At 70.6% G+C, this 13,434-nt stretch carries 10 protein-coding genes; 5 read left to right on the top strand and 5 right to left on the bottom strand.

The features are described 5' to 3' along the window. Position 1: 1 nt before the first annotated feature. The 5 genes from ACT3T5_RS09870 to ACT3T5_RS09850 form a co-directional block, all read right to left on the bottom strand. A complete protein-coding gene (locus ACT3T5_RS09870) occupies positions 2–1,111 on the bottom strand; it encodes a prephenate dehydrogenase (protein ID WP_444576636.1) in 1,110 nt (369 codons plus the stop codon). Continuing rightward, entirely contained in the window at positions 1,108–2,007 is a 900-nt protein-coding gene (locus tag ACT3T5_RS09865; RefSeq protein WP_444594259.1) for a pseudouridine synthase, read from the bottom strand. Before ACT3T5_RS09865 ends, ACT3T5_RS09870 begins: the two co-directional genes overlap by 4 nt. Continuing rightward, positions 2,007–2,879 (bottom strand): ParA family protein, encoded by an 873-nt coding sequence (locus ACT3T5_RS09860; protein ID WP_444576973.1) that lies wholly within the window; start codon positions 2,877–2,879, stop codon positions 2,007–2,009. The genes ACT3T5_RS09865 and ACT3T5_RS09860 overlap by 1 nt, the downstream gene beginning before the upstream one ends. Before the next feature lie 182 nt (positions 2,880–3,061). After that, positions 3,062–4,060, bottom strand: coding sequence for a tyrosine recombinase (locus tag ACT3T5_RS09855; RefSeq protein ID WP_444576634.1), 999 nt, complete (start codon positions 4,058–4,060; stop codon positions 3,062–3,064). A 10-nt stretch (positions 4,061–4,070) separates the two neighbouring features. Beyond that, on the bottom strand, positions 4,071–5,024 hold the full coding sequence (locus tag ACT3T5_RS09850; RefSeq protein ID WP_444576632.1) for a heme o synthase: 954 nt from the start codon (positions 5,022–5,024) through the stop codon (positions 4,071–4,073). 310 nt (positions 5,025–5,334) lie between these two features. On the opposite strand from ACT3T5_RS09850, the gene tkt reads away from it, so the two are divergent. The 5 genes from tkt (at position 5,335) to ACT3T5_RS09825 (ending at position 13,396) form a co-directional block, all read left to right on the top strand. Beyond that, positions 5,335–7,434, top strand: a complete 2,100-nt coding sequence (gene tkt, locus ACT3T5_RS09845; RefSeq protein ID WP_444576630.1) for a transketolase — start codon at positions 5,335–5,337, stop codon at positions 7,432–7,434. Positions 7,435–7,604: 170 nt separating this feature from the next. Further along, entirely contained in the window at positions 7,605–8,717 is a 1,113-nt protein-coding gene (tal, locus tag ACT3T5_RS09840) for a transaldolase (RefSeq protein ID WP_444576629.1), read from the top strand. A gap of 73 nt (positions 8,718–8,790) precedes the next feature. Next, complete coding sequence (gene zwf, locus ACT3T5_RS09835; protein ID WP_444576628.1) at positions 8,791–10,353, top strand: glucose-6-phosphate dehydrogenase; 1,563 nt, start codon at positions 8,791–8,793, stop codon at positions 10,351–10,353. Next, entirely contained in the window at positions 10,350–12,065 is a 1,716-nt protein-coding gene (gene pgl, locus ACT3T5_RS09830; RefSeq protein ID WP_444576627.1) for a 6-phosphogluconolactonase, read from the top strand. Before zwf ends, pgl begins: the two co-directional genes overlap by 4 nt. A 143-nt stretch (positions 12,066–12,208) precedes the next feature. Further along, positions 12,209–13,396, top strand: a complete 1,188-nt coding sequence (locus ACT3T5_RS09825; RefSeq protein ID WP_444594258.1) for an ROK family protein — start codon at positions 12,209–12,211, stop codon at positions 13,394–13,396. The last annotated feature ends 38 nt before the right edge of the window (positions 13,397–13,434 follow it).

Genomic DNA, 13,434 nt, shown 5'->3' with positions numbered 1-13,434 from the left:
TTCAGGCGTCGGCGACGGTCCAGCCGCGTTCCGCGAGCGATCTCGTGAGCAGGTCCTCACGCGTGGCGTCGATCGCGACGTGCGCGAGGCCCACCGCGCGGCCCAGTTCGTGCTCGAGGCGGAGGTCCTCGAGGTTGACGCCGATCTGCCCGATCTCGGTGAGCAGGCGCGCCAGCTCGCCGGGACGGTCCGGCACGAGCACGGTGACCGTCGCGAACGAGTCGGTGCCGCCGCCGTGCTTCCCGGGGATGCGTCGCACCCCGCGGTTGCCGTCGGCGATGAGTCCTGCCAGCGCGCGTCGCGACCCGATGGACGGGTCCGGGGAGCCGCGCAGCGAGTCCAGCGCCGTCAGCACGTCGTCCAGGCGCACGCGCACGTCGCCGAGCACGTCGGCGACCGCGGCCGCGTTCGCGCCGAGGATCTCGACCCACAGGCGCGGATCGGAGTCGGCGATGCGGGTGGTGTCGCGCAGGCCCTGCCCGGCCAGTCCGAGGGCCGCCTCGGTGGGCTCGAGGAGCGTGCCCGCCACGAGGCTCGCCATCACCTGGGGCACATGGGAGACATGGGCGACCGCGGTGTCGTGCGCGGCGGCGTCCATCGTCACGGGGACCGACCCGATCTCGGTGGCCAGGCCTTTCAGCGCGGTCACCGCCTCGGGGACCGTGCCGGGGTGCGGGACGATCACGAAGGGCCGGCCCTGGAAGAGGTCGCCCCGGGCGGCGATGACGCCGGAGACCTCGCGGCCGGCCATCGGATGGGCACCGATGTAGCGCGGGAGGTCCTCGGCCCGGGCGAGCGACCTCACACCGTCGAGCACCGTGGTCTTCACGCTCGCCACATCGGCGACCACGGCCCGTGGCCAGGTGCGCAGCGCCCGGTCGATGACCTGCGCGGCGACGTCCGGCGGCGCGGCCACCAGCACGAGCTGCGGCGCCGGGTCCTCGGCGCCGGGGAGCGACCCGACGCCGAGCTCGACGGCGAGGGCGGTGGTGCCCGGGGAGACGTCCTCGACCTGGACGGCGGTCCCTGCTCGTCCCAGCGCCATGCCCAGGGAGCCGCCGATGAGGCCCGTGCCGATGATGCGCACGGGTGAGGGCACCAGCGTCGTCACAGGCCGACCTCGGCCATCAGGGTGCCGAGCTCGCGTCCTGTCAGCTCGCGGGTCTCCCCCGCGGCGAGATCGCCGAGCACGACGGGGCCGATGCGGGTGCGCATGAGCGCGGTGAGCTCGAAGCCCTGGGAGGCGAACATCCGACGCACGATGCGATTGCGACCCTCGTGCAGCGTCACCTCGACCACGGCCTCGCGACCGTCCTGGGCGAGCACCCGCGCGCGATCGGCATGGGCGGGGCCGTCCTCGAGCTCGACGCCGTCCCGCAGGATCTTCACCAGTCCGCGGCGCGGCCCGCCCGGGGCGTCGAAGCGGCACACGTAGGTCTTCTCGACCTCGAAGCTGGGGTGGGTGAGCCGGTGGGCCAGCTCGCCGTCGTTGGTCAGGAGCAGCAGCCCCTCGGTCTCGTAGTCCAGCCGCCCCACGTGGTAGAGCCGCTGGGAGAAGGGAGCGGTGAACTCGGAGAGGTCACGACGGCCCTCCGGATCGCTCATGGCGGAGACGACATGGCGCGGCTTGTTCAGCACGACGGTCACCTTCGCGTCATCCAGCTGGAGCCGACGGCCGTCGACATGGATCACATGGGCCGACGCCTCGATGCGTATCCCCTGCTCGCTCACCACGACGCCGTCGACCATCACCCGTCCGGTGGAGATCAGCGTCTCGCACGCGCGTCGGGAACCGAACCCGGCGCGCGCCAGAATCTTCTGCAGACGCTCCGCGCCCTCCTGGTGGAGATCCGGCCCGTCGCCGTCCTCGGACCGATCGGCCTTCGGACGCGGCGCCCCCTGGTCGTCGCGGAGCTTCACCGTGCGCGGCGGGGTGAAGGCGCTGCGGCGACGCGGTCCCCGCCCCGAGGCGCCGGGACGCCCCGCCTCCGCCTTCGGGGTGGCCATCAGGCCGCCGCGCCGCGGGAGATGAGCTCCCGGGCCAGCTGCCGGTAGGCGTCGGCGCCCTTGGTGGAGCCGGCGAAGGAGATGATCGGCTCCGCCGCCACCGAGGCGTCGGGGAACTTCACGGTGCGGTTGATCGTGGTGTGGAAGACCTTGTCGGGGAACGCCTCCACGACGCGCTGGCACACCTCGCGGGCATGGAGGGTCCGCGGGTCGAACATCGTGATGACGATCCCGTCGATCTCCAGTCGCGGATTGATGCGGTCCTGCACCTTCTCGATGGTCTCCACGAGCAGGGCCACACCGCGCAGTGCGAAGTACTCGGCCTCGAGCGGGATGATCACGCCGTGGCTGGCCGCGAGCGCGTTGACCGTGAGCAGGCCCAGCGAGGGCTGGCAGTCGATGATGATCACGTCGTACTCGTCGGCGACCGGGCGCAGCACACGGGCGAGCGCCATCTCGCGAGCGACCTCGTTGACCAGCTGGACCTCGGCGGCGGACAGGTCGATGTTCGCCGGGAGCACGTCGAGGTTCTCGGTCGTGGTGGTCTGGATGACGTCGCGCACGTCGTGCTGACGATCCATGAGCAGGTTGTAGACCGTCACGTCGAGCTCGTACGGGTTCACCCCGGTCCCGGCGCTGAGCGCGCCCTGCGGGTCGAGGTCCACCAGGAGCACCTTGCGTCCCAGCTCTGCGAGGGCGGCACCGAGGTTGATGACGCTCGTGGTCTTCCCCACGCCGCCCTTCTGGTTCACCATCGAGATGATCCGAGCCGGTCCGTGACCGTCGATGGGGGCTGGCTCCGGCAGTTCCGGCATCGGTCGGCCGGTGGGGCCGAGGTCGATGTCCAGCTGCTGGTTGGAGGTCGAGCTCACGTCGTTGTCCTGTCGTCGGCGTCGAGGGGCTGTGCGCGGGAGGGACGGGCCGCCGTGGGGACGGCGGGCCACGGGTCCCAGCCCGGGGAGCGGCGGCTGCGAGCAGTCGTCGAGGTCGTGGGGGCGGCGACCCGGGTGGTCCGGGCCCTGCCCGTCCTCCCTGGTCGCCATGCCGCACAAGTCTAAGCCCCCCGCCGAGCACGGGGGTGGGCGCTCGCATGCGTTTCGCGCAGCGAGTCGACCGTCACCTGCGTGTAGAGCTGCGTCGTGGTGACCGATGCGTGCCCCAGAAGCTCCTGGACGCTGCGCACATCGGCGCCGCCGTGCAGCAGATGCGTCGCATAGGAATGGCGCAGCGTGTGCGGGCTGATGGGCTCCGCGAGCGCCAGCTCCGCGGCCTCCGCCGCGCGCCGGACCACCTGCCAGGCCGCCTGACGCGTCAACCGCGTGCCGCGGGATCCCAGGAAGACGGCAGGTGTCCCGGCTCCCCGGGCCGCCAGCGACGGGCGGCCACGGGTCAGATAGGCATCCAGCGCCTCGAGCGCGAATCGGCCTACGGGCACCACCCGCTGCTTGTCCCCCTTGCCCCGCAGGAGCGCCGAGCGCTGTTCACGGTCCACGTCATCGAGGTCCAGGCCGGTCGCCTCGGAGATCCGGGCCCCGATCCCGTAGAGCAGCTCCAGGAGCGCCCGGTCGCGCAGGGCCCGCTCGGCGGAGTCCCGTCCGGTGCCGGGCCGACCGGCCGCCTCCAGCAGCGCCTCCACCTGGTCGATGGCCAGAGGGTGGGGCAGGCGGGAGGGAAGTGACGGCGGGGGCACCAGGCGAGCAGGATCCCCGGTGGTCGAGACCCGCTCGGCATCGAGGAAGCTGTGCAGCCCGCGCACGGCGGCGAGAGATCGTGCCGCAGAGGCCGCGGACAGCGCGGAGCCGCCGTCGGCCCCCGTGCGGAGCGACTGCAGCCAGGTCGCCAGATCCTGCGGATCCACCGCGGCCGGGTCGATTCCGGCACGGGCCAGATGGGCGAGATAGCGATCCAGGTCACGACGATAGGCGGCGAGGGTGTTCGCCGAGAGGCCGCGCTCGATACGCAGATGGCTCAGGTACTGCTCGAGGATCCGACTGTCCCCGGGGCGCAGGACGACCTGCTCCCGGGACTGTCGCCGTTCACCCCCGGTCGTCACAGGGCCGGACTCACAGCGTGACGAAGGGATCGATCGCGAGGGCCACGAACAGCAACGTCAGGTAGGTGATCGATCCGTGGAAGACGGTCATCGGGCCGAGCTTCTTGCCGCTCAGGCCCCGGTGCACCCGCACCGCGTACCGGATCACGAGGAAGGCGAACCAGGCGCCGACGGCGACGGCGCTGACGCCGTAGACCCACCCCGTCTCCCCCAGCGGGATGATCGCGAGGCTCGCAGCGATCATGAGGAAGGTGTGCATGATCATCTGCCCGGCGACGCTCATGCGCGTGGCCACCACGGGGAGCATGGGCACACCCGCGTCGGCGTAGTCCTGGGAGAACTTCTCAGCCAGGGGCCAGTAATGCGGGGGCGTCCAGAAGAAGATCACCAGGAACAGCAGCACCGCCGTCCAGGAGACCGTGCCCGTCACCGCGGACCAGCCGATCAGCACCGGCATGCAGCCGGCCACGCCGCCCCAGACGATGTTCTGGCTGGTGCGCCGCTTGAGGATCATCGTGTAGAAGACGACGTACAGCAGGATCGCGCCCAGTGCGAGGGCCGCCGACATCCAGTTGACCAGGAGGCCCAGCCAGAGGGTGGAACCGATCGAGAGCCCGACGCCGAACACCATCGCCGCGCGCGGGGAGACCTCACCCGTGACGAGCGGACGGTTCCGCGTGCGCTTCATCTTCGCGTCGATGTCGCGATCGAGGTACATGTTCAGCGTGTTGGCGCCGCCGGCGGCGAGATAGCCGCCCACCAGCGTCGCGACGATCAGCCACCACGACGGGAACCCACCCGCGGCGAGGAACATCGTCGGGATCGTGGTGATCAGCAGCAGTTCGATGATCCGCGGCTTGGTGAGGGCGACGTACGCACGGATCACGGACCGCGCAGTGCGTTGCGGGGTGTGGTCACCGCCCTGCCCTGCGTGCCGGATCGAAGCTCCCTGGGTGGCGGTCACCGCCCACCGTCCTTCCTCCTGAGCGCGACGCTTCCGTCGCGTGAACCCGTTCAGTCTAGGCTCTCGGGCTGTGCGAACCCAGTGTTCACGGGGTGAGTCCCGGCACCGTCCGGGCATCTGCCGGGCACGTCACAGGGGCTCGGCGGGGCAACAGGCTGGACGCGAGCCGTGATCGGGCCCCGGCACTACTAAGGTAGAGCCATCGCTTCGAGTGGACGCCCACCGCGACGGACCCCGTCGGGGCTGATCTGCCGAAGCTGTCGTCCCAGCGGCCACAGCGGCCGCACTCCGGTGAAAGGAAGCAATCGACGTGACCGAAACGTTCAAGGCCCCCGAGGGCTGGACCGAGCTCGACAAGCGCGCAGTGGACACCGTCCGCGTCCTGGCCGCGGATGCGGTCGAGAAGGTCGGCAACGGCCACCCCGGCACCGCCGTGAGCCTCGCACCTGCCGCGTACCTCCTCTACCAGGACGTGATGCGTCACGATCCGACCGATCCGAGCTGGCTGGGCCGCGACCGCTTCGTGCTGTCGGCCGGGCACTCCAGCCTCACCCAGTACATCCAGCTCTACCTCGGCGGCTTCGGCCTCGAGAAGAAGGACATCGAGGAGCTGCGCACCTGGGGCTCCAAGACCCCGGGCCACCCCGAGAACTTCCACACCCAGGGCGTCGAGATCACGACCGGCCCCCTCGGCCAGGGCATCTCCTCGGCCGTCGGCTTCGCCATGGCCCAGCGCCGCGAGCGCGGTCTCCTCGACCCCGGAGCGGCCCCGGGCACCAGCCCCTTCGACCACTTCACCTACGTGATCGCCTCCGACGGCGACCTCGAGGAGGGCGTCAGCAGCGAGGCCAGCTCGCTCGCGGGGACCCAGCAGCTGGGCAACCTCATCGTCCTGTGGGACGACAACGAGATCTCGATCGAGGGCGACACGTCGATCGCGTTCACCGAGGACACCGCAGCCCGCTACGCCGCCTACGGGTGGGACGTCCGCACCGTGGACTGGACCAACGGGGGCACGGGATACGTTGAGGACGTCGCCGCCCTGAAGGCCGAGATCCTCGAGGCCCAGAAGGTCACCGACAAGCCGACCTTCATCCAGCTGCGCACCGTCATCGGCTGGCCCATCCCCGAGCTCGCCGGCAGCCACACCGTGCACGGTGCCAAGCTCGGCGCCGAGGGCGTCGCCGGGCTGAAGAAGGCCATCGGCTTCGACCCGGACCAGCAGTTCCAGGTCGACGAGGACGTGCTGGCCCACACCCGGTCCCTCGCCGAGCGCGCCGCCGCCGACAAGGCCGAGTGGGACACGGGCTACCAGGCCTGGCGCTCCGCGAATGCTGACGCCGCTGCCCTGCTGGACCGTCTCGTCGCCCGCGAGCTCCCCGAGGGCTTCGCCGAGGCCTTCCCGGCCTTCGAGGCCGACGAGAAGGGCATCGCGACCCGCGCCGCCTCCGGCAAGATCCTGAACGAGCTCGCCGGCGTGATGCCCGAGCTGTGGGGCGGCTCCGCCGACCTCGCCGGCTCGAACAACACCACCATGAAGGGCGAGCCGTCGTTCCTCCCCAAGGAGTACAGCTCCTCCGAGTTCGCCGGTGACGAGTACGGCCGCACGCTGCACTTCGGCATCCGCGAGCACGCGATGGGCGCGATCCTCTCGGGCATCTCGCTGCACGGGCTGACCCGTCCGTACGGCGGCACCTTCTTCCAGTTCGCCGACTACATGCGCGGCGCGGTGCGCCTCGCCTCGCTGATGAAGGTCCCGGCCACCTACGTGTGGACCCACGACTCCGTCGGCCTCGGCGAGGACGGCCCGACCCACCAGCCGGTCGAGCACCTGGCCGCGTACCGGGCGATCCCGAACCTCTCGATCGTGCGTCCGGCCGACGCCAACGAGACGGCTCAGGCCTGGAAGATCCTGCTCGAGCGGGACAACGGCCCCGTCGGCCTGATCCTCAGCCGCCAGGCGATGCCCACCTTCGACCGCAGCGAGTACGCCGGCGCCGAGAACCTCGCCAAGGGCGGGTACGTCATGAAGGACGCCTCGACGGGCTCTCCGGAGGTCATCCTCATCGCCACCGGCTCCGAGGTGCAGTACGCCGCCGAGGCGCAGAAGCAGCTCGAGGCCGAGGGCACCCCCACCCGCCTGGTCTCGATGCCGTCCGTCGAGTGGTTCGACGAGCAGGACGAGGAGTACAAGGAGTCCGTCCTCCCCTCCTCGGTCACCGCCCGCGTCTCCGTCGAGGCCGGCATCGCCATGCCGTGGTACCGCTTCCTCGGCACCCACGGCCGCGCCGTGTCGCTCGAGCACTACGGTGCCTCGGCCGACGCGAAGACCCTGTTCCGCGAATACGGCTTCACGCCGGAGGCCGTCGTGGCCGCCGCGAAGGACTCGCTCTCCGCAGCAGGAGCCTGATCGACCGCGGGGCGGGGCCTCCGGGCCCCGCCCCGCGCCTCTCCCCCGTCCTGCCCGCCCCATCGCTCGACGTTCCTTCCGCCACAGGTGGGAAGGGTGTCGTCCCGGATCTCGTTGAGCAGGACACCAGCAGTTCGACACAGGGCGCGCAGCGCCCGGAAGGAACGCACATGACTCAGAACCCCCGCACCCAGACCCTCTCCGATGCCGGCGTCTCCATCTGGCTCGACGACCTCTCGCGCCAGCGCATGGACTCCGGCAACCTGCAGGAGCTCATCGACACCCGCAACATCGTGGGCGTCACGACGAACCCGTCGATCTTCCAGGCGGCCATCTCCGGCCGCTCCGAGTACGACGCCGACATCACCCGCCTCGCCGGCGAGGGCAAGGACGTCGACGCGGTCGTCGAGACCGTCACGACCGATGACGTGCGCCATGCCGCGGACCTCTTCGCGGACGTGTACACGACCTCCCACGGCTTCGACGGCCGCGTGAGCATCGAGGTCGATCCCCGCCTCGCCCACGAGACCGAGAAGACCATCGCGCAGGCCAAGCACCTGCACGAGGTCGTCGGCCGCGAGAACGTCATGATCAAGATCCCTGCGACCGTCGAGGGCCTGCCGGCCATCACGGCCGCCATCGCCGAGGGCATCAGCGTCAACGTGACGCTCATCTTCTCGGTGGCCCGCTACGTCGAGGTCATCGACGCCTACCTCACCGGTCTCGAGCAGGCCGCCGAGGCCGGCAAGGACCTCTCGACGATCCACTCGGTCGCCTCCTTCTTCGTCTCCCGCGTCGACGCGGAGATCGACAAGCGCCTGGCCGATCTGGGCGAAGAGGCCGTGTCCCTGCAGGGCGCAGCCGGTGTGGCCAACGCGCAGGTGGCCTTCGGCAAGTACCTCGAGGCCTTCGGCTCGGAGCGCTTCTCGGCGCTGTCCGCGAAGGGCGCGAACGTGCAGCGGGCCCTGTGGGCGTCGACCGGCGTGAAGAACCCCGAGTACTCCGACACCCTCTACGTCGACAACCTCGTCGCCGATCCGAGCGTGAACACGATGCCCGAGAAGACCCTCGACGCCGCGGCCGACCACTCCGAGCCCGCCGCCTCGCTGAACGCCGAGATCGCCACCTCCGCCGAGGGCGTGCTCGAGCGCGTCGCCGGTGCAGGGGTGGACCTGGACGACGTCTTCGCGCTCCTGGAGCGCGAGGGTGTCGAGAAGTTCGAGAAGGCCTGGGAGGAGCTCCTCGCGACCGTGTCGGAGTCGATGGACACCGCCCGCGCCTGAGTTCCCCACGAGCACGGTCCTGCCCCTCGGGGCGGACCGTGCTCTTGCCGTCCGTGTCCGAGAAAGGACCATCGTGACCGATACATCCACTCCCTCTGCCGGGACCGACGCCGAGGATCGCCTCAACCCTCTGCGCGATCCCCGCGATCGCCGACTCCCCCTCATCGCCGGGCCCAGCTCCATGGTGATGTTCGGTGTCACCGGCGATCTCGCCCGGAAGAAGCTCCTCCCGGCGATCTACGACCTGACGCATCGCGGTCTGCTTCCCCCCAGCTTCGGTCTCGTCGGCTTCGGTCGTCGTGACTGGTCCGACGACGACTTCGCCGACTACGTGCGGAAGTCCGTCTCCGAGCACTCCCGGACCGGCTTCTCGGAGAGCGTGTTCGAGCAGCTGCGCGGCGGGCTCCGCTTCGTCACCGGCACCTTCGACGAGTCCGCCGCCTTCGAGAAGCTCACCGAGGTCGTCGGCGAGCTCGACCGCACCCGCGGCACGGGCGGCAACCACGCCTTCTACCTGTCGATCCCGCCGGATGCTTTCCCCAAGGTGTGCGGCCAGCTCGCCGAGTCCGGCCTCAACACCCCGCGGGACGGCTCCTGGCGCCGAGTCGTCATCGAGAAGCCCTTCGGTCACGACCTCGCCTCCGCCCGCGAGCTCAACGACGTCGTCGAGAAGGTCTTCCGCCCCGAGGACGTCTTCCGGATCGACCACTACCTCGGCAAGGAGACGGTGCAGAACATCCTCGCGCTGCGCTTCGCCAACCAGCTCTACGAGCCGGTGTGGAACGCCGGCTATGTCGATCACGTGCAGATCACCATGGCCGAGGACATCGGCATCGGCTCGCGCGCAGGCTATTACGACGGCATCGGCACGGCCCGCGACGTCATCCAGAACCACCTGCTGCAGCTGCTCGCCCTGACAGCGATGGAGGAGCCGGTCTCCTTCCGCGCCTCGGACCTCCGGGCGGAGAAGGAGAAGGTGCTCTCCGCGATCGAGCTGCCCGAGGACCTCGGGGAGCACACCGCCCGCGGTCAGTACGTGGGCGGCTGGCAGGGCGGCGAGGAGGTGCGTCCCTACATGGAGGAGGACGGCATCCCCGCCGATTCCACCACCGAGACGTTCGCGGCCATGCGCCTGGACATCGCGACGCGCCGCTGGGCGGGCGTCCCGTTCTACCTCCGCGCCGGCAAGCGCCTGGGTCGACGGGTCACCGAGATCGCCCTGGTGTTCAAGCGCGCACCGTTCCTGCCCTTCCGCTCCACCGACACCGCGGATCTCGGCCAGAACGCGATCGTCATCCGTGTCCAGCCCGACGAGGGCGTGACCATCCGCTTCGGCTCCAAGGTGCCCGGCACGCAGATGGAGGTGCGGGACGTGACCATGGACTTCGCCTATGGCATGAACTTCACCGAGGAGTCGCCGGAGGCCTACGAGCGCCTGATCCTGGACATGCTGCTCGGCGACCCGCCGCTGTTCCCCCGCCAGAAGGAGGTCGAGCTCTCCTGGAAGATCCTCGACCCCATCACCGACTACTGGGCCGAGCACATGAAGCCCGCCCCGTACCGCCCCGGCACCTGGGGCCCCGACACCGCGCACGAGATGCTCGCCCGTGACGGACGTACCTGGAGGCGACCGTGATCACCACCCTGACCGACACCACCGCATCGGCCATCGACAAGACGATGTTCGAGATGCGGGAGACCTTCGGTGCGAACACCATCGGCCGTGTCCTGACCCTCATCATCATCGCCACCGGCGACATCGAGGAGCCCCTGGGCGCCGCGATCAGCGCGAGCCATGAGCACCCTGCACGGGTCCTCGTGGTCCATGCCGATCCGGACGCCGAGACCTCCGGGCTGGATGCCGAGATCCGCGTGGGTCGCGACGCCGGAGCCGGCGAGATCATCATCCTGCGGGCCCGCGGAAACATCATGTCGTCCCTGGACACGCTGGTCATGGCGCTCCTGCTGCCCGACGCCCCGATCGTCACCTGGTGGCCGGAGTCCGCTCCGTCCTCACCGGTCCATGACGTGCTGGGGTCCATGTCGCAGCGGCGCATCACGGATTCCGCGGCCTGCTCCGGCCCCATCGCGACCCTGAAGCGCCTGCGCCGCGGGTACGCCCACGGCGACTCGGACCTGGCCTGGTCGCGCCTGACCCGCTGGCGCGGGCTGGTCGCGAGCGCCTACGAGGTGCCGCCGGTCTCGGTGCCCTCGAAGGTCGAGGTCGCCGGCTCCGAGACGAACCCGTCCGTCGTGCTCATGGCGGCCTGGCTCTCGCACAGCCTCGGCGTCGACGCACAGATCGTCGACCCGTCGGAGGATGCCCCCGACTACGCCGGAGTGCACGGTGTGCGACTGACCCGCGAGGACGGCACGATCGACCTCACGCGCGTGAGCGACGAGGCCATCGTGCTGACGCTGCCGACCGATGATTCCGGTCAGCACGTGACGATGCCGCGACGCACCCTGAACGAGCTGCTCGCCGAGGAGCTGCGTCGGCTGGATCCCGATGAGGTCTACGGCGAGGTCCTCGCCACCGCCTTCAGCGGGATCGACGACATGAGCACCTACGCGAGCGGGAAGCCGGACCCGACCGATTCGGTCAGCGCCGACGCGGAGGCCGTCGCGGCGGATGCCGCCGAGGCCACCGCGGCTCAGCTCGCCACGGCCCTCGAGGAGCGCTCCTCCGCGCACCTCGTGGTCACCGGCGGCACCGTCGGCACGGCGACCGCGAAGGCTCTGCCGTCCGCGCTCTCCGCCGCCGGCGTCGATGTCTCCCGCCTGCACATCTGGTGGGGGGACGAGCGCTTCGTCGACCCCGACTCGAGCGATCGCAACGAGGTCGGCGTGCGCGCCTGCCTGCTGGAGCCCCTCCAGGAGGCCGGACTGCCCGCGCGCAACATCCACGTCATGCCCTCGCCCGCCGACGGCATGTCCTTGGACGATGCTGCGGCCTGGTACGGACAGCAGCTCGACCTCTCGGGAGGCGACGAGCCCTTCCGCACCCGTGGACGGGCGTTCTTCGACGTGCTCCTGCTGGGCGTCGGACCTGACGGGCACATCGCCTCCCTGTTCCCGGAGCATCCGGATCAGCGGGCGGTCAGCGCGAGCGCCATCGCGGTGACGAACTCGCCGAAGCCGCCGCCGGAGCGGATCTCGCTCACCTGGCCGGTCCTGAACTCCGCCCGCCACGTGGCCCTGCTGGTCGCCGGCGAGGAGAAGGCCGAGGCCGTGGCGGCGGCCCACGGGGAGATCAACCCGTGGCCCGTGCCGGCCTCCGCCGTGCGCGGCCTGGAGTCGACGACCTGGTTCCTCGACACCGCGGCGGCCTCCCGGCTGGACGGCTGACCTGCTGGTCGCACGACTCGCTGGACGCCTGACCCGCTGACAGCCCGGACCGGCCGCCGCAGATCCTCGATCTGCGGCGGCCGGTCCGTCGTCGCGGCGGGGGAAGGGTCCCGATCCCAGCCACGATCTGGGAGGATCGGACCATGCTGGCCACCACTCCCTCCCGGATCACCGCCTCCCTGATCCAGGACGGGCCGGCGCACCGGGCGGATCTCGCACGCAAGCTCTCCGTCTCCCGCACCGCCGTGACGAACGCGGTCGATCTCCTCCTGGACAGCGGACTGGTCGTGACGCTCCGACGGAGCGCCGAGGGCGCCGTCCTCAAGGACCGTGTGTGCCTGAGCCCGCAGTTCGGACTGATCGGGACCGTCATCGTCGACTTCACCGAGACCATCATCGGGATCGGCACCCTAGACGGGCGACTGCTCGCCTCACGCGTCCTCCCGGCCGACCCCCAGGCCCGCGGCGAGGAGAGGCTGCGCCGCGCGGCCACCGTGGTGCGCGAGCTGATCGAGGAGTCCGGCGACGGAGGAGAACTCGTGCACACCCAGCTCGCCGTCAACACCCAGGCCGATCGGCGCACCGGTGAGGTGCTGGGCGGGATCGCGTCGGCCTCCTGGTCCGGGACCAACCCCAAGGTGCTGCTCGAGGAGGATCTCGGCTGCCCGGTGCGTCTGGAGAACACCGTGCGCCTGCTCGCCCTGGCGGAGCAGCTGGAGCGGCCCGAGGTCAGCGACCTCGTCTACGTGCAGCTCAGCTACGGCGTCGCCATGGGCCTCGTGGTGGACGGCAGGATCCTCGGGGGCTCGCGCAGAGGAGCCGGCGAGCTCGGGCACACCAGCATCGATCTGGAGGGCCGTCCCTGTTCCTGCGCAGGTCGTGGCTGCCTCATGCAGTACGTGGGCCGCAGCGCCCTGATCGCCGACATCGAGGCGGTGCTCGGGGCGGGGACCGACGTCCCGGACCTGATCAGCGCCGTGCAGGAGGGTCATGCCGGATCCGTGGAGCTGCTGGGGACGTACGGCCGACGGATCGGCGAGGCCCTGGTAGCGGTGTGCAATCTGCTGGAGCCGACGACACTGGTGATCGGCGGGATGCTCTCTCCGGCGGGCGAGCCGTTCCTCGACGCGGTGCGTCGGGCGCTGACGGACCGAGCCCTCCCCCTCGCGGTGGACGACCTGCGGGTCGAGAACGCGACGGGCTCCCGCCGCTCCGCCACGGTGCTCGACGCCGGGCTGCTCTGCCTGCGGCAGGACGCCTCCGTCCGCGCGACGGTGATCTCCCGCAGCCTCGACACGTTCCGTACCCGGCGCTTCCCGCAAGTGTCATGAACATTGACACCTGATCGTCACCTCCGTACCTCGGGCGG

The sequence above is a fragment of the Brachybacterium sp. AOP3-A1-3 genome (assembly GCF_052378285.1).
Lineage (GTDB): Bacteria > Actinomycetota > Actinomycetes > Actinomycetales > Dermabacteraceae > Brachybacterium.
The sequence above is the reverse complement of the archived record's forward strand: the minus strand, read 5'-3'. Positions and strand labels throughout refer to the sequence as shown.

Coding starts and splice junctions, on each gene's coding strand:
- ACT3T5_RS09825 (WP_444594258.1), top strand. CDS start 12,209: ATGCTGGCCACCACTCCCTCCCGGATCACCGCCTCCCTGATCCAGGAC.
- ACT3T5_RS09865 (WP_444594259.1), bottom strand. CDS start 2,007: ATGGCCACCCCGAAGGCGGAGGCGGGGCGTCCCGGCGCCTCGGGGCGG.
- tal (WP_444576629.1), top strand. CDS start 7,605: ATGACTCAGAACCCCCGCACCCAGACCCTCTCCGATGCCGGCGTCTCC.